The following is a 22446-nucleotide window of genomic DNA, read 5'->3' as shown; positions in this document are numbered from 1 at the left end:
GAGGTCAGCGGGGTGTGTGCCAGCCGGACCAGTGCCCGGCCGCTGAGGTCGGCGACGAGGAAGGAGACGCTGCGTGCGTGAAGCGCCGCGCCGAGCTCGCGGGTGACGGCCCCGACAGCTTCCACCGGCGCCGCTTCCTCAGCCGCGGCCAGCATTTCGGACAGCACAACCTCCACCGCGGGGTCCATGCCGGGCAGCATACGGATATCCGGGCCGGGCCACCGCGCGGCCACAACAGCAAGATCCTCGCCCCCGCCCGCGTCCTTCCCACCTCCCGTAGCTGGAGCCGTCGGTCAGTGCACCTGGGCAGCGCGCGCATCTGGGGTCATGACCCTGTGGTCCCGTGCGGCGTTGCGTGCGGCACCAGGCGCCGCGGCATACGGGGCAGTCAGGTCCGACAGGTCCGGCTGCATCTTGCTGGCCTCTTCTGGGTAACACCTGTCAGCATGGATGCCGAACCGCGACCGGCGTCTGCCTGCAAAGCCCGGCCGCCTGGCCGAAAAGGCATGGCGTGAACTCCTTTGACGCAGCATCTCCGGTACCGCCGGAGACGCCAGAGAGCTGGCCCGTCGAGGAACGGCTACGGGCTACCTCCGACTGGTTCGCCACCGCCGATGTTCTGGGCGATGAGCTGGTGCCCGCGTGGGCGGACTGGTGCGCCGTGCATGTCCGTGCGTCAGTCGTCGAAGCTTTGCGCGCGGGATCAGCTGTTTCGCTGGCCGAGCTGGACCTGACGCGGCCGGTCGACGGTGAGCCGTTGGAAATGGTGACGTTGCGGCACCGCGACGCCGGGCGTGAGCCGGTGGTCCGGCTGTGGGCTGCCGAGGTACCGGTGCGCGCGGGTGACGCCTACGGGGCTGGACGGGTGACTGCCACCGGGATCACTCGCTACCTGCCTCACGTGGGGCCGGCCATGCTCGATGCCACGGCGGCAACCGCACAGCAACGGGCTCAATTCAAGGAACTGGGTATCGGCAGCTCCATCGTGGTGCCGCTGTACACCTCGACCGGCGCACTTTTGGGCGCCATGACGCTGCTGCGCGAGCTCGACGCCCGAGAAGCATTCACGCAACGCGACGTCCAAACCGCCGAACGGCTCGCCCGGTCAGCCGCCGAAGCGCTCGACGCTTCCCGCATCGCGACGGTCACCGCCGAACCCACGGCGCCTGATGTCGATGCTCAGCGGACCGCCACCTGGCGACCACCACACCCACACGACGCCAGCACCAGCACCGATGGCCGCAACTGGGCCAGGCGCACACTGCCCGAACTTCTCACCCGCCCACCCCGGCGCGAACTGTACGACGACATCGACCTCGTCTTCACCGAACTGCTCAGCAACGCCGTCCGCCACGGTGGAGGACTACGCGAGGCGCAACTGGTCAACACCGGTGAGCACCTACGCCTCGTGGCCGCTGACAACGATCCACGCGGTCCCGCACTGCGGGCGCGGCGCCCTGACCAGCCCAACGGGCGCGGCATGCACCTGATCCAAGCCATAGCCGACCGCTGGGGCATCTACCGCCACCACGCCGAAACCGGGAAACGCGTCTGGGCTGACCTGCGCTTCACCGCGTGAACCTCGACCGTGACTTCGAGGTCAAAAGCGCCTCGGTCAAACCAAGATCGGCTTAACCGGTGAGACCCACGGTCACCTGATCGGATCCGTGGGCAAGGCCGCCGCCGACGCGGTAGCGGCCGTGGCTCCCCTGCGGCAGGCAGAGTAGCCAGAGAAGATCCCTACCAATCGACCAGCCGATCGAATGATTCCGATGAACAGCCGACTGATCATGGCCCGACCAGCCTGAACCGTGGAGCCCCCGGTCGGAATCGAACCGACGACATCCTGTTTACAAGACAGGTGCTCTGGCCAACTGAGCTACAGGGGCAAGGGCATCAGCATAGCCGCTGGCCTCTCGACGGGCCGAAACGCCCGGGGCAGCGTCCCACCTTGGCAGAACATGAAAAAAAGTTTACGGTGGCGGGGCGTGTGGCCCGCCACACCATGTTCCTCCCACTCGGATCGTCCGGCACGTTCCTGCCGGTGGAAAGGAAGTCGATTCACCATGGCTACCGTCACCTATGACAAGGCCTCCCGGATCTACCCGGGCTCCGACCGTCCCGCCGTCAACGAGCTGAACCTCGAGATCGGCGACGGCGAATTCCTCGTCCTGGTCGGCCCCTCGGGTTGTGGCAAGTCCACCAGCCTGCGCATGCTCGCCGGCCTCGAGGACGTCGACCGCGGCCGGATCCTCATCGAGGGCAAGGACGTCACCAACCTGCCCCCGAAGTCCCGCGACATCGCGATGGTCTTCCAGAACTACGCCCTGTACCCGCACATGTCGGTGTACGAGAACATGGCGTTCGCCCTGAAGCTGCGGAAGACCCCGAAGTCGGAGATCGACCGCCGGGTCAAGGAGGCCGCACAGCTGCTCCAGCTCGAGGAGTACCTCTCGCGCAAGCCGAAGGCGCTCTCCGGTGGTCAGCGTCAGCGGGTAGCCATGGGCCGGGCCATCGTCCGCGAGCCGCAGGTGTTCCTCATGGACGAGCCCCTGTCGAACCTCGACGCGAAGCTGCGCGTGCAGACCCGTTCGCAGATCGCCACGCTGCAGGCCAAGCTCGGCATCACCACCGTCTACGTCACGCACGACCAGGTCGAGGCCATGACGATGGGCCACCGGGTCGCGGTCATGCTCGACGGTGTGCTCCAGCAGTGCGACACCCCGCGGGCGCTCTACGACACCCCCGGGAACGTCTTCGTCGCCGGCTTCATCGGCTCGCCGGCCATGAACATCAAGACGGTGCCGCTGCACGAGGCGGGCGCGGCCTTCGCCGAGCTGGCCGTGCCGCTGACCCGCGAGCAGGTCGCCGCCGCGCAGTCGGGTGGCGGCAAGGTCACCATCGGCTTCCGCCCGGAGTCCACCGACCTGGTCTCCCCGACGGCGGGCGGCCTGCCGGTCGTCGTCGACCTGGTCGAGGACCTCGGCTCGGACGCCAACGTCTACGGCCACGCGGCCCTCGACGGCGGCTCGGAGCGGTTCGTGGTCCGCACCGACCGGCGCAGCATGCCGACCATGGGCGAGACCGTGTTCATCAAGCCGCAGGCCGAGCAGGTGCACGTGTTCAACGCGACCACGGGCGAGCGCATCTGACGGCGACCTCGTGACGAAGGGCGGTTCCCTCCGGGGAGCCGCCCTTTCGCGTCACGCACTTCCGGAGGCCTGAGTCACGAACCTCAGGAGGCGAACGTGTGCAGGATGAAGTCCTCGGCGGCGACGCAGGCCAGGTGCTTCTGATCCCAGGCGCAGGTCGCCGACCGGACGTCCGCCAGCGAGCCGAGCGGCACCGCGGGGTCACCGAGATGCTCGCCGGAGAGCGCCGGGTCGTCGGCCGACGTGGACAGTGCCTTGGAGAAGAGCAGCACGTTGCCGCCGTCCAGCCGGGCGGCCGTACCGGCCCGGGCCCACGAGACGCGGCCGCTGCCGTCGAGGAGCGTCGTCTGACCGGGCGAAGTGTTCTGCGCGACGAGCACGGAATCCCCCACCGGCACCAGGTTGTCGGCCTCCGCCACGGCCCGCGACCACAGCACCCCGCCGTTGGCGACGTCGACCGCCACGACCTTGGCCGTCTTGGAGTCGTACCCGGTCTTCTGCACGAAGCAGACCCGGTCGTCACCGCAGGCGGTCAGGTGCTCGACCTGGCTGTCGTCAGGAACCGTGTACGGCACCTCGGGCTCACCGAGCTTGCCCAGGTCGTACGCGACGATCCGCCGGGTGTTGCCGGACTCGGCCACGATCAGCCGCCCGTTGTGCGCGACCACCTCGTCGTCCGGGTCGGCCACGCTCTGCCGCGGCCCGGCCACCACGTCCCCGCTGCGCGCGTCGATGACCCGGGCGGACCGGTCGGCGCTGATCTGCACGAGCCGCTGGTCGTCCTCCATCGGCTCGGCGAACGGCACCCCGCCGGTGGTGGCGGCCACGGCCAGGTCGTCGCCGGTGGTGGCCGTGACGACCTTGGTGCTCACGGCGTACTCGGATTTGGGGCTCTTGTCCTCCCACGCGACCTTGCCCTGGCCGCGGACCTCGAGCCCGACGACCCGGTTCTCGGTGCGGTCGACGAGGACCGCGGTGTCGCCGGCGAAGAGCATGTCGTCGTTGCTCGCGATCCGCCGCTCCCACATCTTGTGGCCCTTGCCGGGATCGAGCAGCACCATGCGGCGGCCACCGGTGTCGCTGTCGGTGGCGCTGATGGCAACGACGGCGTGCGGCAACGTGAAGAAGAACTCCCAGCGAGCGGCGACCCCGGCCTCCGTGCTGCTCCACTGCGACTTCCCGGTGCCGGCGTCGGCGGCCACGACGCCGAGCTGCCCGTTATCGTCGGCGCTCGCGAAGTAGGCACGGTCGTCCCGCAGGGCGGCGGCGGAGAAGGCCGAGGTCACCGGCACGACCGGCTTCACCCGCCGCGCGTCGCTCAGCGGCTGATAGTCCAGCGCGGCATAGCCCGGCCAGAGCAGCACGGCGGCGGTCGCGGCCACCCCCAGCACGACGACGGTCACGGCGGCGATGATCCAGAAGCCCTTCCTCCGGTACGCCGGGAGCTTCCGTTCCGCCGCAAGGGCGGACGACGCGAGCCAGGGCTCGGCCGGGGCTGGAGCGCCCGAAGTCGGCAGCACAAATGGGGCACCACTACCGGCGGCGATCGCGGCCGCTTCACCGGTGGCCCACGGGTCGACGGGCTCGGCATACTGCGGTTCCGCGCTGCCCTCTCCCGGCTGCCCCGCGGCCGATCGGCCCGGGGCGGACCGGCCATCGGCGGACCGGCCATCGGCGGGCGGGCCCGAAACCGGCCGACCAGCCGGGGTCTCGCCGGCGTCGGCCGGGGTCGACGGGCCGGCGGCGGGCGGGCCGGCGGCGGGCGGGTCGGCGGCGGGTGGGTCGGCGGCCGGGTCGGCTGAGGTCACTGGGCCGGCAGCGGTCGAGGTCGACGGGCCGAACGCCGCGGTGAACGGGCCGGGGGCGGCGGCCTCGATGGAGGCGCTGGTCTCCTCGGTGAGCGGGCCGGCGGCTTCGGTGTGCAAGCCGGTGCCGGTCGGCGTCGGCCCGCTGTGGGCGACGGTATCCACCATGGGCTCCACCGCTGCCGCTCGAAGCGGTTTCGCCGGCGTGGAACTGCCGTGGTCGACCGGAACCGCGGCCAGGATCGCTCCCTCCGCCACCGGGAGTTCGGGCTGCTCCAGCACCGTCGGCGCAACGCCCAGCTCGCTGTGCAGCAGCCGCGCCGCGAGCGGGACCCGGGACGAGCCGCCGACCAGGAACAGGCCCGCCAGGTCGGCCGGGCTCAGCCCCGCCGCCTTCACCACCGCGTCGGCCTCCGCCACGCCGCGGCGCACCAGCGGGGCCGCCACCAGCTCCAACTCGTCGCGGGTGAGGTGCACCGCATGTTCGACGCCCGGCACGGCGACGGGCGCCTGTGCGGTCCGCGACAGCATCTCCTTGGCGCCGCGGACGTCGTCCCAAAACTGGCGGCGGGCGCGCCATTGGGGAAGTGTCACCGGTTCGCGCAGTGCGGACCAGGCAGCCGGCTCCGACGAGGCCAACGCCATCCCGAGGTGACCGACCAGCGCCGCGTCGATGTCGAGGCCGCCGAGGTCGTCGAGGCCGCCGGAGGAGATCACCTCGAAGCGCGCCCGGCCGTCCGGTCCGGCGCCCTCGTTGCGGACCACGGCGATGTCCAGCGTGCCGCCGCCGAAGTCGAACACCCCGAGCGCCGCACCCACGGGCACCGGGCGCCGCAGCACCTCGGCGAAGTAGCGGGCCGCCGCCACCGGCTCCGGGACGAGCTGCGTCGCCGGGGGCCAGCCCGCCAGCGCCAGGGCCTGGGTGAGCACCTTCCGGCGTTCCGTACCCCATGCGGCGGGGTAGGTCACGACGGCCGGTGGCAGGAACCCGGTGGCCGCCACGGCCTCCCGCGCCACCGCCTCGAGCAGCGCGGCCAGCAGGTCGGGCACCGGCACGTCCGCCCCGCCGAGCAGTACGGTCGCCGCGTCGACGTGCCGTTTCGGGTTGGGTTCGAGGCGGCCGGGCTCGGCGTATCCGAGGCGGACCGCGTCATGCCCCACGTGCAGGCGGCCGGTCGCGTCGAGGTAGACCGCCGACGGCAGCAGTGGCCGGCCGTCGAAGAGCAGCGGACGCACCCGCCCGTCGGGCCAGCGGAGCATGGCGACGGTGTGGGATGTGCCCAGGTCAACACCGAGCATGTGCTGCCCCTCCGCCAACGGACCACTCGGCCCGCCACGTTACAGGGCGGGTACGACCACCCAAGGATCCGGCGCTCCGTCAGCCATCCGGCCGACCACCCCGCCCAAGCCGGCGCGGCCCGAGCCAACGTGACTCAAGCGGCGCCGGCCCGAGCCGGCCAGCGTCATCCGAAAGGCGTCATCCGAAAGGCGTCAGCCGAAATGGCGTCAGCCGTACAGGCGGCGGCGCGACACCTCGGCGAGGGTCACCGCGGCGGCGACGCTCGCGTTGAGCGACTCCACCGTGGAGGCCATCGGGATGCTGACCCGCAGGTCGCACGTCTCGCCGACCAGCCGGGACAGTCCGCGGCCCTCCGAGCCGACCACCACGATCAGCGGCCCGACCGCCGCCTCGAGCTGGTAGAGGTCCGTCTCGCCGTCCGCGTCCAGGCCGATCGCCGTGAAGCCCGCCTGCTGGGCCGCCTTGATCGCTCGGGTCAGGTTGACCACCTGGGCGACCGGAACCCGGGCCGCCGCGCCCGCGCTGGTGCGCCAGGCCGTCGCGGTGATGCCCGCCGCGCGGCGCTCGGGCATGAAGACGCCGTGCGCGCCGAAGGCGGCCACCGAACGGATGACCGCGCCCAGGTTGCGCGGGTCGGTCACGCCGTCGAGGGCCACCAGGAGCGGGGCGGTCTGCTCCAGCGACGCGGCCACGAGGTCGTCGAAGTTCTCGTACGCGAACGGCGGCACCTGGAGGCCGACGCCCTGGTGCAGCACGCCGCCGGTCATCCGGTCGAGCTCGTTGCGGCTGACCTCGAGGATCGGGATGCCCCGGTCGCCGGCCGTACGGGCGATCTCGGTGATCCGCTCGTCGATGTCGATGCCCTGCGCGACGTACAGCGCGGTGGCCGGGACCAGCGCGCGCAGCGCCTCGACCACCGGGTTCCGGCCGAGCAGCAGCTCCGGACCTTCCTTGGTCGGGTTGGAGCGGCGGCCGGGCGCGATCCGGGGACCGCGGCTCTGCATCCGCGCACCGCGCTGCTGGGCGGGGCGTCCGGTGGTGCCACGGCCACCGCCGCGGCCCCAGGTGGTGTCCTTGGACCCGGGGACGCCGACCTTGGGGGCGCGCCCCTGGGCCGCCGCCGCGCGGCGTTCCTTGTCCTGCTTGCGGGCGGTCTTGTCGGGCAGCTTCTCGGTGCCTGAGTAGCCCTTGTGCCACGGCCGCTCGTCGGCGGGCAGGGTCTTGCCGCGGCCCTTGAGGCTCGCCCGGTTCTTGCCGCCGGAGCCGGCCGAGGCGCCCTTCTTCGAGGTGACGCGCTTGCTCGCGTTACGGGAGTTTCCTGGCATCAGTGCTGCTCTCCTACCGTCCAGCGCGGCCCGGTCGGAGTGTCCTCCACCTGAATTCCCGCGTTCTTGAGCTGGTCGCGAACCGAGTCGGCCGCCGCCCAGTCCTTGCGTGCCCGCGCCTGCGCCCGCTGCTCCAGGGCGAGCTTGACCAGCGAGTCCACCACCGTCTTGAGGTCGCCGCCGGTCTCGCCGCCGCCCCAGGCCCCGTCGAGCGGGTCGAGCCCGAGCACCCCGAGCATGGCCCGGACCTCGGTCAGCGCCGCGCGTACGCCGGTCTCGTCGGCGGCCGCCAGCGCGGTGTTGCCCTCGCGGATCGTGTCGTGCACCACCGCGAGCGCCGCCGAGGTGTTGAGGTCGTCGTTCATCGCCGCGGCGAACGCGGGCGGCACGTCCTTGGGGCGGCCGGAGCCGACCACCTCGACGGCCCGCTGCACGAATCCCTCGATGCGCTTGTACGCCGTGGCCGCCTCACGCAGCGCGTCGTCGGAGTAGTCGATGCGCGACCGGTAGTGCGGCACGCCGAGGTAGTAGCGCAGCTCGACCGGCCGGATGCCCATGGCTCGTACGGCCTCGACGTCGATGACGTTGCCCAGCGACTTGCTCATCTTGGCCTCGCCGAGGTTGAGCAGCGCGTGGTGCACCCAGTAGCGGGCGAACGGCAGCCCGGCCGCGCGGGACTGGGCGATCTCGTTCTCGTGGTGCGGGAACGTCAGGTCCAGGCCGCCGCCGTGGATGTCGAACTCGTCGCCGAGGTAGCGGCGTGCCATCGCGGAGCACTCGATGTGCCAGCCCGGACGGCCGCGGCCCCACGGCGAGGGCCAGGTGGCGTCGGCGGGCTCGTCGGGCTTCAGGCCCTTCCAGACGGCGAAGTCCTCGGGGTGGCGCTTGCCCCGCTCGGGCGCCTCGCCGGCCGAGAGCATGTCCTCGGGCTTCTGCCCCGAGAGTGCGCCGTAGTCGGCGTAGCTGGGCACGTCGAAGTAGACGTCGCCATTGGCCTCGGACGACTCGTACGCGTGCCCGTCCGCGATCAGCGTCTCGATCAGCTCATGCATCTCGGGGATGTGGCCGGTGGCGAGCGGCTCGTACGTCGGCGGCAGCACGTTGAGCGCGCTGTAGTCGGCGTCGAGGACGAGCTTGTTCGCGTACGCGATGGCCCAGAAGGGCCGGCCCGTCTCCAGCGACTTGACCAGGATCTTGTCGTCCACGTCGGTGACGTTGCGGACGAAGGTGACCTCGTAGCCGGAGTGGACCAGCCAGCGCCGCAGCACGTCGTAGCTGACGGCGCTGCGCAGGTGGCCGATGTGCGGCACCGACTGGACAGTGAGACCACAGAGGTAGATACCGGCCTGACCGGGCGTCATCGGGACGAAGTCCCGGACGGATCGGGTCGCGGTGTCATGCAGCCTGAGGGTCACCGTACAAGGGTACCGACCCCCGAAAGCAGATAACCGCCCCGTCCGAGTGCCCGGCCGGGGCGGTGATCCACTACCGGTCAGCGGCCGCCGACCGCCTTGTAAGCGTCGACGATGCCGTGACCGTAGAAGCCGTTGAAGGCCTTCGGCCCGGCACAGTACGCGTCGAACTCGGTGGTGTAGCCCTCGGTGGTGTAGCTGCGCAGGCGCGGCTCGGGGCACGCGGTCTTCTCGGCCGTACGGTACAGCTGGGCCTCGACCAGGTCCGGGTTCATCGTCAGGCCGCCCCGCCACCAGTCGTGGTGGCCGTACCGGCTGACGATCAGCGCCGCGACGCCCGCCGCATGCGGTGAGGCCATCGACGTGCCGGCCAGGTAGGTGTAGTAGCCGCACTCGCCGCTCGGCGTGCAGTCCTTGAACACCGTCGGGCTGACCGGATTGCCGGCGGCGTCGACCGCCCCGCTCGCCTGCAGAACCTTCAGCGGGTACGTCGACAGAATGTTGTTCGCCGCGCTGTTGTACTGCGGCGTACCGAAGAAGTCACGGGTGAAGCCGCCCGGCGCCGCGACGCCGATCTGCTCCGTGCCGTAGTTGGAGTACTGCGACTTCGACTTCGACGGGCCGACCGCCGAGACGCCGATGACGTGCGGGCCCTCGGCGGGCAGCGAGAAGCAGCTCTGGTTGTCGATCGTCCGGTCGTACGGGGCGGAACCGTAGTCGGGGCTGCTCGCGTCCTGCTGCGGGTCGTTCAGGTTGTCGTGCTGGTTGCCCAGCGCGCCGACCAGTGTGACGCCGTGGCTGTGGGCGTAGTTCAGCGCCCGCTTCATGCCAGTGATGATCGCCTGCTGCTCGGCCTGCGCCTCGGGGGCGTCGGCCGGGTTCGCCTTGCAGTTGTAGAGCCACGGGTCGACGTAGAAGGACATGTTGACCACGTCGAGACCGGCGTCACCCGCGTACGTGAGGGCGTTGACCACCGGGTCGAGGAAGAAGAAGCCGGAGTCCTGGCCGCCCTTGAGCTCGACGAGGGTGACGCTCGGCGCGACGCCGGACACGCCGGAGCCGTTCGCGGCGGCGGCGATCGTGCCGGCCACGTGGGTGCCGTGCCCGCCGTCGTCGGTGCCGACCGGGTCGACGCAGCCTTCCACCTCACAGGCGCCGTCGATGTCCACCAGGTCCGGGGCGAAGTTGCGGGAGAGCCGGGTGCTGAAGTTGGGCGCCAGGTCGGGGTTGGACGCGTCGAGGCCGGTGTCGAGCACGCCCACGGTGACGCCGCGCTCGCCCTTCTCGATGGCGCGGGCCTTGTCGGCCTTGACCATCTTGAGGCCCCAGAGCTTGTCGTCGAGCGGGTCAGGCGTCGTCACCCCGTGCGGGCCTCTGCCGCGCAGCGCCTCGGTGACCGGCTTCTCGACGGCCGGCGAGGCCGTGGGCGCGTACCCGATCGCCTTGCTGGCCGAGGCACCGATCAGCGCGTCGGACCGCGCGGCGCGGGCCTTGAAGTCGGCAACGGACGAAGTGACCTTGTATGTCCCCACGGCGGTGTTGCTGGAGAGCACCGTGCCGCCGGCCGCGGTGATCGCGGCGATGGCGTCGGCGGTGGAGATCCCGTCGTCGGCGACGACGGTGTATTCGAGGGCGGTGGCGGCGCTCGCCGGCGCGGTAGGCAGTCCGACGAGGAGGGCGGCGAGGCTCGTCGCGGTGGCGACGGCCCCGGCCGTCAGGCGTCTTCTCATCCTCGCATTCCATCGAAGGAGACGATCATTCACAAGGGTTGATCGTCTCCTTCGGCCGCCGATCGTTCAGGGGCGGGTCATCCGGAGGACGTCGAGCGCCGAATCCAGCTGTTCCTCGGTCAAAGTGCCGCCGGCGACATGTCCGCGTTCGATGACTACCGCCCGGATGGTCTTGTCTTCTTTGAGGGCCTGCTTGGCGATCGCGGCCGCCTCGTCGTACCCGAGGTAGCGGTTCAGCGGCGTGACGATCGAGGGCGACCCCTCGGCGTACGCCCGGGTGACGTCCTCGTCGGCCTCCAGCCCGTCGATGCAGCGGTCGGCGAGCATCCAGGCCGCCGCGGCCAGCAGTTTGATCGACTCGAGCAGGTTGCGCGCCATCACCGGCAGCATGACGTTGAGCTCGAAGTCACCCTGGGTGCCCGCGAAGGCGACGGCGGCGTCGTTGCCGATGACCTGGGCGACCACCTGGCGCACCGACTCGGGCACGACAGGGTTCACCTTGCCCGGCATGATCGACGAGCCCGGCTGCAGGTCGGGCAGGCGCAGCTCGCGCAGGCCGGCCCGGGGCCCCGAGCCCATCCACCGGATGTCATTGACGATCTTGTAGAAGCCGACCGCCACCACCCGCAGCTGCCCGGAGGCCTCGACCAGGCCGTCCCGCGCCCCCTGCGCCTCGAAGTGGTTGCGAGCCTCGGTGAGCGGCAGCCCGGTGGTCTCCCGCAGCCGCTCGATCACCGCGGCGGCGAACCCGGGCGGCGTGTTCACCCCCGTGCCCACGGCAGTGCCACCCAGCGGCAGCTCGGCGAGCCGGGGCAGGCAGGCCTGGACCCGGTCGATGCCGTTGCGCACCTGAGCCGCGTACCCGGAGAACTCCTGACCCAGGGTGACCGGCGTCGCGTCCATGAGGTGCGTCCGGCCGGACTTGACGACCTCGGCCCAGGTCGAGGCCTTGGCCTCGAGCGCCGCGGCGAGATGCTCCAGGGCCGGGACGAGATCGTGGGTGACGGCCTCGGTGGCGGCGAGGTGGATCGAGGACGGGAAGACGTCGTTGCTGGACTGCGACGCGTTGACGTGGTCGTTCGGGTGCACCGGCCGGTCCAGCTCCCGCGAGGCCAGCGTGGCGATGACCTCGTTGGTGTTCATGTTCGACGACGTGCCGGACCCGGTCTGGAACACGTCGATCGGGAACTGGTCGTCGTAGCCGCCGTCCGCCACGTGCGCCGCCGCGGTGGCGATCGCCTTGGCGATGTCGTCGTCGAGCACCCCGAGAGCGGCGTTGACCTGCGCAGCCGCCCCCTTGATGTGAGCCAGCGCCCGGATGTGCGAGGGCTCGAGCCCCCGCCCGGAGATCGGGAAATTCTCCACGGCGCGCTGCGTCTGCGCCCGCCACAGGGCGGCGGCCGGCACCCGCACCTCACCCATGGTGTCGCGCTCGATCCGAAATTCGCTCTCGTCAGTCGTCACCGTTCCATCCTGCCCCCGCGGCGAGCGGCACGCAGTTGATCCCCGCCACTCTGTCAGCCCTCGGGCAACCGCCGTTTGGACGGCGGGGGACGGCGGAAGTATCGTCCCGAGGGTTTGGACGTCCCCGACGAACAGGATCTTTGTCATGCGACGCGCCCTCCTCACCGCGGCCCTCGGCGGCATCCTGCTCACCGGAGCGGGGTGCAGCGACGGCGGCGACACCGAGGACGGCGCCGCTCCGGCCCAGGTCGTGGCATCGTCCGCGCCGGCCGCCTCGCCGGCGCCGGACTACTCCGCGAACACCAAGAAGATCTGCGACAGCCTCGACAAGATCTTCGACACCGAGCTCGAGGACTTCGGTACGGAGATCGGCAAGATGATCGCGTACAAGGAGGCCAAGCAGGCCGACAACGCCGAGAAGGCGGAGAAGGCGGCGGCCAAACAGCTGCGCGACGTCGGCGCGCGGGTCCGCAAGGAGACGACCGTCGCTCAAGACCCGGAGCTCAAGGCGGCGGGAGCGGCCTCGGCCACCAAGTTCACCAAGAGCGCCGCGGACGCCAAGTTCTTCGACCGGATCAAGTCCACGAAGGACCTCGACCGGATCCTCGAGACCGAGATGACCAACTGGCTCACCCCGGTCGCCGGCTACTGCGCCTGACGGCCGCGGCGGGGCGTGCTCAGCGGCGGCCGATGCTCAGGACCGGCTTCGTCACCTCGGCGAAGAAGTCGTTGCCCTTGTCGTCGACGACGATGAAGGCCGGGAAGTCCTCCACCTCGATCCGCCACACGGCCTCCATGCCGAGCTCCGGATACTCCAGCACCTCGACGTGCCGGATGCAGTCCTGCGCCAGCCGCGCCGCCGGGCCGCCGATCGAGCCCAGGTAGAACCCGCCGTGGCTGTGGCAGGCGTGGGTCACCTGCGCCGACCGGTTGCCCTTCGCCAGCATCACCAGCGAGCCGCCCGCGGCCTGGAACTTCTCCACGTACGCGTCCATGCGGCCGGCCGTGGTCGGGCCGAAGGAGCCCGACGCGTAGCCCTCCGGCGTCTTGGCGGGGCCGGCGTAGTAGACCGCGTGGTCGCGCAGGTACTGCGGCATCGGCTCGCCGGCGTCGAGGCGTTCGGCGATCTTGGCGTGGGCAATGTCGCGGGCCACCACCAGCGGGCCGGACAGGGACAGGCGGGTCTTCACCGGGTACTTGGCGAGCTGGGCCCGGATCGCCTCCATCGGCTGATTGAGGTCGACGCGGACGACCTCGTCGGTCTCCAGGTTCTCGTCGGTCACGTCCGGCAGGAAGCGGGCCGGGTCCGGCTCGAGCCGTTCCAGCCAGACGCCGGACGGTGTGATCTTGGCGAGGGCCTGCCGGTCGGCCGAGCAGGAGACCGCGATGGCCACCGGGCAGGAGGCGCCGTGCCGGGGCAGGCGGATGACGCGTACGTCGTGACAGAAGTACCGCCCGCCGAACTGGGCGCCGATGCCGAAGTCGCGGGTCAGCTCGAGGACCGCCGCCTCGAGCTCGACGTCGCGGAAGCCGTGGCCGGTCATCGAGCCCTCGCGCGGGAGGTTGTCCAGGTACTTCGCACTGGCCAGCTTCGCCGTCTTCAGCGCGTGCTCGCCGCTGGTGCCGCCGATCACCACGGCGAGGTGGTACGGCGGGCAGGCCGACGTACCGATCAGCCGCAGTTTCTCGTCCAGGAACTCCATCATCCGCGCCGGGTTCAGCAGCGCCTTGGTCTCCTGGTAGAGATACGACTTGTTGGCCGAGCCGCCGCCCTTGGCCATGAACAGGAACTTGTACGCGTCCGGCTGGCCGCCCGGGTCCTCCGCGTACAACTCGATCTGCGCGGGGAGGTTGGACCCGGTGTTCTTCTCGTCCCACATCGTCAGCGGGGCGAGCTGCGAATACCTCAGGTTCAGCCGCGTGTACGCCTGGTAGACGCCGAGCGCGATGGCCTGCTCGTCCGTACCGTCGGTGAGCACGTGCCGCCCGCGCTTGCCCATCACGATCGCCGTGCCGGTGTCCTGGCACATCGGCAGCACGCCGCCGGCGGCGATGTTGGCGTTGCGCAGCAGGTCGAGGGCGACGAACCGGTCGTTCGGCGACGCCTTCGGGTCCTCGATGATGGATCGCAGCTGGGCGAGGTGGGCGGGGCGCAGGAAGTGCGCGATGTCGTGCATGGCCTCGGCGGTCAGCAGCGTGAGCACGCCGGGGTCGACGGTCAGGAACCGCCGTCCGCCGGGCCCGTTGACCACGTCCACGCCCTCGTCCGAGAGCAGTCGGTACTCCGCCGTGTCGTCACCGATCGGCAACAGCGGCGAGTACGAGAAAGCGGCGGCTCTGCTCATGACGGGCAAGCCTAGGCCAGCGCATGCCGGCTGTGCGAACCGGCAGCGGCACGCCGGCATACCGGTTCGATCACCGTGCGGGCGAAGATCCGTACGGGAGGTAGGCCATGTCCCGGCCGGAGACCAGGATCAGGCCGCCCGGACCGGCCGCGAAGACCTTCGCGGTCGTGCGGGCCTCGGTCAGCACACCCCCGGTGCGCGGGCTGAGTGCGACGATCCTGCTGGGTTTCGCCTCAGCGATGATCGCCGTGTACGGGGTGAGCGCCGCCGACGCCCCGGAGCCGACCGTACGCCGCCAGACCACGGACCCGCGGCTGAAGGACCGGGCGCTGACCGTCTTCTTGTCGGCGCTGCGGATGAGGGCGTACGCGTTGTCGACGGCGAGGACGCTCTGCCCCGCCTGCCCGTGCCAGAGGTCGCGGCCGTCGTGCGCGGCGATCAGCTCCTGCCGCCCGACCGGGTCGACGCCGAGCACGACGTCGGAGCCGCCGGCCGGGTCGCGTTCCTGCTTGCAGTCGGAACCGTTGTCGGCGGTACGCAGGTTGAGCCCGGCCCGCTGCCACACCGCCCGGCCCGACGGCGGGTCGTGGGCGACCACGTCGTAGTAGCAGGTGCCGTCGCGGGCCTCGCCGGTCACTGTGAGCACCCGGCCACCGGCGACGGCGACCCGCTGGTGGCGCCCGGGCGTGCGGGTCTGCACCACCCGGCCCTGGGCGGTGTCGATGATCTGCACCTTGCCGTCGCCGGGCAGCCCGAGGAGCGCCGGGAGCGGCTGCGGCCCGGCGGCGCGCCCGTCGACCCGGTCGGCACCGATCGGCCGGGTGTCGGGCAGGTCGGGGTTCGACGCGTTGAGCACGAAGCCGATGCCGGGCGTGGCGACCGTCCACAACGGCTTGCTGCCGCGCGGCTCCCAGGCGCTGAGCTCGCATTCGCCGGCCTCGGGGCAGCGCAGGTCGAGGATCGCGTCGGCGTACGTCCACACGGCCGTGGCCGCGCTGTCCTTGCGCCGTACCGCCCCGGTCGCCGGGTCGAGCACCTCGTAGCCCTTGGTCAGCAGCCGCCCCACGACCACCACGGCGTCGGAGTCACCGCCGGCCACCCCGGCCCAGTCGGCGTCGGACTTCCACAGCCGTACGCCGGCGGTCAGCCCGTACGCCTCGATCGAGGTGCGGTATTCGACGACGACCGCGCCTCCGGTGATGGTGACGCTCTGCGGTGATCCGCCGATCGCCGTCTGCCAGACCGAGACGCCCTCGGCGATGGGGTCGCTGCGGGTGATCCAGGACCAGATGCCGGGGAACGGGTTCCACACGCCGGTGGTGGCCAGCACGATGACGGTGACGAGGCCCACCAGGGCGACGCCCTTGGGTGTCGGACCGCCGGAAGCCACGCCGGACACGGTAACCAGATCAACACAGCCCGACGGTTAGCCCGAAAAGCCCGTGTCGACGGCTTACGTCCCGCTCGCGGCCCTGACCAGCGGCATCGTGCGATACGGGATCTGCTCCGCCAGCGCGATGATCGTCGAGGCGCGCATGATCCCCTCGTACGCCAGGATGTGGTCGATCACCCGCTGGAGGTCGGCGTTCGAGCGGGCCACGATCCGGCACATCAGGTCGCCGCTGCCGGTGATGGTGTGCGCCTCCAGCACCTCGGGGATGTCCGCGAGGTGCTCGGTGACGGCGCTGTGGCCGTACCGCTGGGAGATCTCCAGGGTCACGAAGCTCATCACGCCGAAGCCGATGGCCGCGGGCGAGACGTCGGGACCGAAGCCGCGGATCGCGCCGCGGGCGATCAGCTTGTCGAGGCGCGCCTGCACCGTGCCCCGGGCGACCGCGAGGCGCCGGGACAGCTCGAGGACGCCGATGCGGGGCTCGTCGGCGAGCATCGCGAGCAGCCGTCCGTCGAGGGTGTCGAGGTGAACATCTTGTACAGACATGATGGGTTCCGACCCTACCGAATGCGCAGACCTGCGTCGCGTACCGCGGCCCGGAGCACGGCCACCGCGACCACGCCGAGTACGTGCTGGTCTGCGGATCGGCCCGGTTTTCGATCACCGGCATGGCACGGCTCGCTCGGTTTCGGCAAGGGCAATTTCAAGGCCCTCTTCGAAGCCATCGAGCGGGAGCAAGAGCTGCGCGGGAACCTGTAACACTGTTCCCGTGACCGAAGTGAACGACGACGCCCCGGACGCGGGCCGCCCCACCCCCGGGCCGGTCCGTGCCCCGGCGCCGCAACCCGCCGGCGCCCCCGGCGCTGCGCCTACGCCGGCCGCCGGTGGGGCCGCGCCCTGGCCGGGCCAGGGCGGATCCGCTGCGCCCCCGCCGGCCGCCGGACAAGGGACGCCGCCGCCGGGCTACCCGCCGTACTACGGGCCGCCGCCGCAGTACGGCCCGCCCGGGTGGCGGCCGCAGCCCGTGCCGCTGAGCCCGGACGGCCGTCCGCTCGCCGACTTCGGCTCGCGGCTGCTGGCGTACTTCATCGACGTGGCGATCCTCACCGCCATCACGATGGTCGTCTCCCTGCCGTTCCTGCTGTGGTTCGTCTTCAAATGGACCTCCGACATGGCCGAGCTGAGCGATCCCTACAGCGGGACCGACCCCTTCGCGGCGTCCGACCGGATGGTCGGTGAGTTCTTCGTGCCGTTCCTGCTGATGGAACTGGGCTTGTTCGTGTTCCTCCTGGTCGCCTACTACATCTATTCCGTCGAGATGATGTTCCGCAGCGGCCAGACGCTGGGCAAAAAGCTGATCAAGGTACGGGTGGTCCCGCTCGAACCGGGTGCGACGCTGACCCGGGGCATGGCCGCCAAGCGCTACCTCATCGAGTTCGTCGGCGGGATGTTCGTCCCCTTCTTCAGCTACCTGGACGGGTTCTGGCAGCTGTGGGACAAGCCCTATCAGCAGACTCTGCACGACAAGGTCGCCAAGACCGTCGTGGTAAAGGTTGCGCCATGAGTTCGCTGCCCGCCGGTTGGTACAAGGACCCGGCCGACCCGTCGACCCAGCGTTGGTGGGACGGCGAGGGCTGGCTGGGCAAGGCGCTCCCGGCGGACCAGGAACCGCCGGCCGGACCGCCCGCCGAGGAGCCACAGGCGCAAGCAAAGCCGGCCGCGCCGGAGCCCGGCCCGGTCGCACCCCCGCCCGCGACCTGGGGACCGCCGCCCGGCTACCCGACGCAGCCCCCGGGCTACCCCACGCCGCCCCCGGGCTATCCCGTGCCGCCGCCGGGACAGCAGGCCCCGGGCCACCCCCTGCCGCCGCCGGGCTATCCCACGCCGCCGGGCTACCCGACCCCGCCGCCGGGTTATCCCATGCCGCCGCCGGGCTACCCCGTACCCCCGCCGGGCTGGCAGCCACCGCCCGGCTGGACCCCGCCGCCGGGCGTGATGTACCCCTACCCCGTGCAGGCCCGCCCGCACGGCATGGCCCTCGCCGGCCTCGGCCGCCGCCTGGTCGCGCGCCTCGTCGACTTCGCCGCGGTGCTGATCCTCAACGTGCTCGTCAACGGCTGGCTCGCGTACCAATGGTGGCTCGAGGTCGAACCGATCTTCCGAGCCGCGATGACGGAACCCTTCAGCTCCCCGCAGCCCGCCTCGGCGCGGTCCACCTACCTGATGCTGACCATGCTGTTCGTGGCGACGGCGCTCTGGTTCGCCTACGAGGTGCCGGCCGTCGCGAACAGCGGCCAGACCCTGGGCAAGCGGCTGCTGCAGGTGAAGGTCGTCAAGCTCGAGGACACCACCGCGATCGGTTTCGGCCGCGCGTTCCGCCGCTGGGGCCGGCTCGGCATGTGGACGCCGCTGTGGAACTGCTACGGCATCGGCTTCCTGGCCCAGCTCATCGACTGCGGGTACGCGCTGTTCGACCAGCGGCTGCACCAGGCGTTGCACGACAAGTCCGCCGGCACCGTTGTGGTCGCGATGCCGCCCGGGCGTCCCCAGCAGTCCGTCCCGGCCGTGCCGGGGGCCGACAAAACCACCGGAGGAGAACGATGACCAGGCTGACCCGCGCCGATCTGGACGCGCTGCCCGCGTACGTGCCCGGCCGCAACGTCGCTGACCTGGCCCGCGAGCTCGGCATCGCCGAGGCGATCAAGCTGGCCAGCAACGAGGTGCCGTTCGGCCCGCTGCCCGGCGTGCCCGAGGCGGTGGCGGACGCGGTCACCCAGTCGCACCGCTACCCGGACATGGGCGTGGTGCAGCTGCGGGACAAGCTCGCCGCACGGTACGGCGTCAGCCCGGATCGCATCGTCACGGGCTGCGGCTCGGTGGCGCTGGCCGAGCACCTGGCGAAGGCCACCTGCCTGCCGGGCGACGAGATCGTGTACTCGTGGCGCTCGTTCGAGGCGTACCCGATCATCTCGGCCGGCGTGGGTGCGACCAGCGTGCGTGTCCCGAACACCCCGGGGCACGGGCACGACCTGGCGGCCATGGCGGACGCGATCACCGACCGGACCCGGCTGGTGATCGTCTGCAATCCGAACAACCCGACCGGCACCAGCGTGCGCCGGGCCGAGCTGGACCGCTTCCTCGACGCCGTGCCGGACGACGTGCTGGTGGTGCTGGACGAGGCCTACCGCGAGTTCGTCACCGACGACGAGGTTCCGGACGGGCTGGCCGCGTACGGTGACCGCCCGAACGTCGTGGTGCTGCGGACCATGAGCAAGGCGTGGGGCCTGGCGGGCCTGCGGGTGGGCTTCCTCGTGGCGCAGCCCGAGGTGGCCGGCGCGATCCGCAAGGTCCTGACCCCGTTCTCGACCAGCCTCGTGGCACAGGCCGCGGCGCTGGCAGCCCTCGACGCCGAGGACGAGGTGAAGCGCCGCTGCACCATCGTCATCGCCGAGCGGGAGCGGGTCACCGAGGCGCTGCGCAAGCTGCTCCCGGATGTGCCGTCGAGCCAGGCCAACTTCGTCTGGCTGCCGCTGGGCGACCAGGCGGCGGCGTTCGGCGCGGCCTGCGAGAAGCGCGGGGTCATCGTCCGCCCGTTCCAAGGCGACGGGGTGCGCGTCACCATCGGTACGCCGGAGGAGAACGACGCCTTCCTCGCGGCGGCGGAAGCGGCGCTCTAGCCGACCGGCACGATCGTGGCCCGGAACACGCCGTGCGCCACCGCACGGATCAGCCGGGACGGCGCGAGGATGGGGAGGAAGCGGAGCCGTAGAGGGGGAACGGTGTGACGACGCGCGCGACCGAACTGCTCCGGGTGGTGCATGCCCGCCCCGGCGTGACCAGGGCTGACGCCGCCCGGCTGATCGGGGTCGGCACGGGCGCGACCACCGAGCTCGTCGGCCGGCTCGGACAGGCCGAGCTGCTTGCCGAGGGGCCCGCGGCGCCCAGCGGCACCCGCGGCCGCCCCACGACCGCGCTGATCCCGCACCCCCGGGGCCCGCTCATCGCCGCCGCGTCCATCACCCACGAGGCGTGGCGGGTCGACGTGGTGGAGCTGGGCGGCGGCATCCTCGCCACCGTGACCGAGGAGCTGAACGGGCGGGGCGGCGACCAGGTGGTCGCGGCGATCGGGGCGGCGGTGGCGGAGCTGCGCCGACAGTACGGCGGGCGCATCCGGGGCATCGGGATATCCGCCCCGGGCACCGTCTCCCGCGACCTCATGCTCGACGCCAGCAACCTCGGCTGGCACGACGTCGACCTGGCCGCGGCCTGGCCGGGCGGGGAGATCTTCGTCGCCGGCAACGACGCGACACTGGCCGCCTCGGCGGAGTCGCACCGCGGTGTGGCCGTGGGCGCCTCGGTCGCCCTGCACCTGCGCATCGAAGCGGGCCTCGGCGGCGCGGTGGTCAACGGCGGTCAGGTCCTGGTCGGCGCCCTCGGCGCGGCCGGCGAGTTCGGGCACATGCCGTTCGGCGATCCGGCGGTGGCCTGCCCGTGCGGCGCGTACGGCTGCTGGGGCACCGCCGTCGACGGTTCGGCCCTGGCCCGCCTCCTGGGCCACGAGCCGCCCCCGGACCCGGTCTCGTACGCCCGCCGCATCATCACGTCCACCGAGCCCGCGCCGGCCGCCGCGACGGCCACCGTGGCGACCGCCCTGGGCCGGGGCATCGCGGGGCTGGTCAACGGGCTCGACCCCGATCTCGTGACGCTGGGCGGGCTGGGCGTGGACCTGCTGGCCGCGGCGCCGGAACGGGTCGACGAGGCGTACCGGGCGGGCCTGATGGGTTTCCGTCGCGCGGCGCCGCCGCCGGTGCTCCCGGCGCGCCTCGGCGACGACGGTCCGCTCGCCGGGGCCGCCGAGGAGGCCTGGACCGCCCTGCTGGCGACCCTCGTCTAGATCGCGGCGATGATCGCGGGGTCGATCGTGTAGTAGTGGTGCGGCTCGCCGGGGTCGGTGCCCGCGCCGGGGAACAGCCGCTCGACGGTCACGACCGTGTCGGTCACCTGCCACAGGTCCGGCTTCCACGGCTCGACCCGCTCCTTCTTCGCGTACGCCGGGAAGCGCGCGAGCGGCGTCCCGTTCCGCGCGTCCAGGGTCACCACCTCGTACGCGGCGGTCAGCAGCACCACCTTGCCGGCGCGTACGCCCAGCACCTGCGCGTCCCCCGCCCACCGCCACGTCGCCGCACCGGAAGCGGTCACCGCTCCACCCTCCGCGGCGAGGATCAGACCGTCCACGGCGGTGGCGCTGGAGGCGTCGAGGGCCGGGGCCCGTTCGGGGCGACGGGCGTGCACGAGCCAGCCGTGCCCGGAGGCGTCCCGCAGCCCGCCGCATCGGGATCGCGCCACGTCACAGCCCAGCGGGGCCGACGGGCCGACCGGCCAGCCGAGCACCGGCGCGCCGGAGATGACGTCCCAGGCGCCCTCCCCGCACACGAACCGGCCGCCCGCCGTGACGAAGGACTCGGCGGCGCAGCCGAGCGGCAGGGCGGCGGTCCAGCGCACGGACCCGTCCTGGCTCGAGCGGGCCTCCACCTTGCGTCCCGCGGCGACCAGGACACTCGTGCCGGCCGTGAACAGGCCCGGCGGCGCCCAGACCGCGTCGGCCCCGGTGCGCCCGGCGAAGGCCGGACCGTCCGGACCGTCGGCACGCCAGGCGACCTTGCCGGTCCGCGCGTCGAGGGCGACCAGGGCGCCGTCGGTCCACCGGCTCACCACCGTCGTGCCGACCGCCACCAGGCCGCTCACCCGCGCCGGCCAGCGCCGGTACGACCACCGCGGCGTAGTCATCATGTCGGCGTCCACCGGGCCGTCGGCCTTCACGAGGCGCGTGCCGGCGTACACCCGGATCCGGTCGTCGACGATCAGCGGCGCCATCGTCAGCTTGCCCAGGATGCCCGCGGGCCGCACCGCCGCGGCCGGGTACGGCTCGGTGGCCGGCTTGATCACCTCGGCGGGCCCGAGCACCCGCCAGCCGATCAGGCCGGCAACGGCCAGCGCGACGATCGCGGCGAGGGCGGAGAGCGGCTTCCGGGTCACCCCCGGCACAGTAATTCAGGCCGCGGCGGCGAGATCGTCCAGGTCGCGGCGGAGAGCTCCCTCGACCGTACGGGCGGCCAGCCCGCCGAAGACGAGCGCCAGGAACCGCCCGGCCGGCGCCGTCGGGGTGCCGTCCTGGACGACGGTCACCATCGTGCCGCCGCGGTGCCGGCCCTCGATGACGGGCACGAACGAGTAGGTCATCCGGTAGTCGGCGCCGATGCCCGGCGAGGCGACCACGAACCGTTCCGGGACGGCGCACTCCTGCACCCGGAACTCCTCGGTGACCTCGCCACCGTCCGCCATCGTCCGGGTTTCGCGCCACGCCGTGCCGGCGTCGAACGGGCCGGAGCTGAGCATCTCGACGCGGATGACGGTGGACAGCCACTCGCAGCGGCGCTGCAGGTCGGTGAAGACCCGCCACACCTCGACGACCGGCGCCTCGACCAGCCGTGTCACCGCGACCGTGGACATAACCCTCACC

General features: G+C 71.9%; 17 protein-coding genes, 1 tRNA gene and 1 pseudogene. 7 read left to right on the top strand and 12 right to left on the bottom strand.

Annotated features, from left to right (window positions below; all coding sequences use genetic code 11):
• Nucleotides 1-188: pseudogene (locus AB0368_RS32890) on the bottom strand (serine/threonine-protein phosphatase); the annotation flags it as partial.
• Between the two features lie 323 nt (nt 189-511).
• Here AB0368_RS32890 and AB0368_RS32885 point away from each other — a divergent pair.
• Nucleotides 512-1579: an ATP-binding protein gene (locus tag AB0368_RS32885; protein ID WP_366157910.1), complete on the top strand. Its 1068-nt coding sequence runs from the start codon at nt 512-514 to the stop codon at nt 1577-1579.
• A 233-nt stretch (nt 1580-1812) separates the two neighbouring features.
• On the opposite strand, the gene AB0368_RS32880 is transcribed toward AB0368_RS32885, so the two are convergent.
• Nucleotides 1813-1889: transfer RNA gene (locus AB0368_RS32880), tRNA-Thr, on the bottom strand.
• 177 nt (nt 1890-2066) lie between these two features.
• Between AB0368_RS32880 and ugpC the strand changes: the two genes are divergently transcribed.
• The gene (ugpC, locus tag AB0368_RS32875) at nt 2067-3152 is read left to right on the top strand and encodes a sn-glycerol-3-phosphate ABC transporter ATP-binding protein UgpC (RefSeq protein ID WP_366157909.1); all 1086 of its coding nucleotides are present in this window, start codon (nt 2067-2069) and stop codon (nt 3150-3152) included.
• An 83-nt stretch (nt 3153-3235) separates the two neighbouring features.
• On the opposite strand, the gene AB0368_RS32870 is transcribed toward ugpC, so the two are convergent.
• From AB0368_RS32870 to AB0368_RS32850, 5 genes are all read right to left on the bottom strand, one after another.
• Entirely contained in the window at nt 3236-6256 is a 3021-nt protein-coding gene (locus AB0368_RS32870) for an Hsp70 family protein (protein WP_366157908.1), read from the bottom strand.
• Between the two features lie 207 nt (nt 6257-6463).
• Nucleotides 6464-7582: a 23S rRNA (guanosine(2251)-2'-O)-methyltransferase RlmB gene (gene rlmB / locus AB0368_RS32865; RefSeq protein ID WP_366157907.1), complete on the bottom strand. Its 1119-nt coding sequence runs from the start codon at nt 7580-7582 to the stop codon at nt 6464-6466.
• A complete protein-coding gene (cysS, locus tag AB0368_RS32860) occupies nt 7582-8997 on the bottom strand; it encodes a cysteine--tRNA ligase (RefSeq protein WP_366157906.1) in 1416 nt (471 codons plus the stop codon). Before cysS ends, rlmB begins: the two co-directional genes overlap by 1 nt.
• 77 nt (nt 8998-9074) lie before the next feature.
• A complete protein-coding gene (locus tag AB0368_RS32855; protein ID WP_366157905.1) occupies nt 9075-10724 on the bottom strand; it encodes a S8 family serine peptidase in 1650 nt (549 codons plus the stop codon).
• Between the two features lie 66 nt (nt 10725-10790).
• The gene (locus AB0368_RS32850; protein WP_366157904.1) at nt 10791-12188 is read right to left on the bottom strand and encodes a class II fumarate hydratase; all 1398 of its coding nucleotides are present in this window, start codon (nt 12186-12188) and stop codon (nt 10791-10793) included.
• 145 nt (nt 12189-12333) lie between these two features.
• On the opposite strand from AB0368_RS32850, the gene AB0368_RS32845 reads away from it, so the two are divergent.
• Nucleotides 12334-12846: a hypothetical protein gene (locus AB0368_RS32845; RefSeq protein WP_366157903.1), complete on the top strand. Its 513-nt coding sequence runs from the start codon at nt 12334-12336 to the stop codon at nt 12844-12846.
• A gap of 19 nt (nt 12847-12865) precedes the next feature.
• Here AB0368_RS32845 and AB0368_RS32840 read toward each other — a convergent pair whose 3' ends face one another.
• The 3 genes from AB0368_RS32840 to AB0368_RS32830 form a co-directional block, all read right to left on the bottom strand.
• Nucleotides 12866-14533 carry a fumarate hydratase gene (locus AB0368_RS32840; RefSeq protein WP_366157902.1) on the bottom strand — a complete coding sequence of 556 codons (1668 nt, stop codon included), beginning with the start codon at nt 14531-14533 and terminating at the stop codon, nt 12866-12868.
• 70 nt (nt 14534-14603) lie between these two features.
• Nucleotides 14604-15923 (bottom strand): PQQ-binding-like beta-propeller repeat protein, encoded by a 1320-nt coding sequence (locus tag AB0368_RS32835; RefSeq protein WP_366157901.1) that lies wholly within the window; start codon nt 15921-15923, stop codon nt 14604-14606.
• Nucleotides 15924-15986: 63 nt separating this feature from the next.
• A complete protein-coding gene (locus AB0368_RS32830) occupies nt 15987-16472 on the bottom strand; it encodes an Lrp/AsnC family transcriptional regulator (protein WP_366157900.1) in 486 nt (161 codons plus the stop codon).
• Nucleotides 16473-16695: 223 nt separating this feature from the next.
• On the opposite strand from AB0368_RS32830, the gene AB0368_RS32825 reads away from it, so the two are divergent.
• The 4 genes from AB0368_RS32825 (at nt 16696) to AB0368_RS32810 (ending at nt 20820) form a co-directional block, all read left to right on the top strand.
• Nucleotides 16696-17490: an RDD family protein gene (locus AB0368_RS32825; protein ID WP_366157899.1), complete on the top strand. Its 795-nt coding sequence runs from the start codon at nt 16696-16698 to the stop codon at nt 17488-17490.
• Complete coding sequence (locus tag AB0368_RS32820; RefSeq protein ID WP_366157898.1) at nt 17487-18530, top strand: RDD family protein; 1044 nt, start codon at nt 17487-17489, stop codon at nt 18528-18530. The genes AB0368_RS32825 and AB0368_RS32820 overlap by 4 nt, the downstream gene beginning before the upstream one ends.
• Entirely contained in the window at nt 18527-19603 is a 1077-nt protein-coding gene (gene hisC, locus AB0368_RS32815; RefSeq protein WP_366157897.1) for a histidinol-phosphate transaminase, read from the top strand. The genes AB0368_RS32820 and hisC overlap by 4 nt, the downstream gene beginning before the upstream one ends.
• Before the next feature lie 104 nt (nt 19604-19707).
• Nucleotides 19708-20820: an ROK family protein gene (locus AB0368_RS32810; RefSeq protein WP_366157896.1), complete on the top strand. Its 1113-nt coding sequence runs from the start codon at nt 19708-19710 to the stop codon at nt 20818-20820.
• Here AB0368_RS32810 and AB0368_RS32805 read toward each other — a convergent pair.
• Together AB0368_RS32805 and AB0368_RS32800 are read right to left on the bottom strand one after the other, a co-directional pair.
• Nucleotides 20817-21962: a PQQ-binding-like beta-propeller repeat protein gene (locus AB0368_RS32805; RefSeq protein ID WP_366157895.1), complete on the bottom strand. Its 1146-nt coding sequence runs from the start codon at nt 21960-21962 to the stop codon at nt 20817-20819. The genes AB0368_RS32810 and AB0368_RS32805 overlap by 4 nt on opposite strands.
• A gap of 15 nt (nt 21963-21977) precedes the next feature.
• Nucleotides 21978-22436, bottom strand: coding sequence for an SRPBCC family protein (locus tag AB0368_RS32800; RefSeq protein WP_366157894.1), 459 nt, complete (start codon nt 22434-22436; stop codon nt 21978-21980).
• Nucleotides 22437-22446: the final 10 nt, after the last annotated feature.

The sequence above is a fragment of the Actinoplanes sp. NPDC051475 genome (assembly GCF_040689425.1).
Classification (GTDB): domain Bacteria; phylum Actinomycetota; class Actinomycetes; order Mycobacteriales; family Micromonosporaceae; genus Actinoplanes.
This window is presented reverse-complemented; position numbering and strand designations above follow the sequence as displayed.

Bases quoted from the DNA above. Each gene is read 5' to 3' on its own strand.
- ugpC (WP_366157909.1), top strand. From the start codon at position 2,067: ATGGCTACCGTCACCTATGACAAGGCCTCCCGGATCTACCCGGGCTCC.
- AB0368_RS32870 (WP_366157908.1), bottom strand. From the start codon at position 6,256: ATGCTCGGTGTTGACCTGGGCACATCCCACACCGTCGCCATGCTCCGC.
- rlmB (WP_366157907.1), bottom strand. From the start codon at position 7,582: ATGCCAGGAAACTCCCGTAACGCGAGCAAGCGCGTCACCTCGAAGAAG.
- AB0368_RS32855 (WP_366157905.1), bottom strand. From the start codon at position 10,724: ATGAGAAGACGCCTGACGGCCGGGGCCGTCGCCACCGCGACGAGCCTC.
- AB0368_RS32845 (WP_366157903.1), top strand. From the start codon at position 12,334: ATGCGACGCGCCCTCCTCACCGCGGCCCTCGGCGGCATCCTGCTCACC.
- AB0368_RS32840 (WP_366157902.1), bottom strand. From the start codon at position 14,533: ATGAGCAGAGCCGCCGCTTTCTCGTACTCGCCGCTGTTGCCGATCGGT.
- AB0368_RS32830 (WP_366157900.1), bottom strand. From the start codon at position 16,472: ATGTCTGTACAAGATGTTCACCTCGACACCCTCGACGGACGGCTGCTC.
- AB0368_RS32820 (WP_366157898.1), top strand. From the start codon at position 17,487: ATGAGTTCGCTGCCCGCCGGTTGGTACAAGGACCCGGCCGACCCGTCG.
- hisC (WP_366157897.1), top strand. From the start codon at position 18,527: ATGACCAGGCTGACCCGCGCCGATCTGGACGCGCTGCCCGCGTACGTG.
- AB0368_RS32800 (WP_366157894.1), bottom strand. From the start codon at position 22,436: ATGTCCACGGTCGCGGTGACACGGCTGGTCGAGGCGCCGGTCGTCGAG.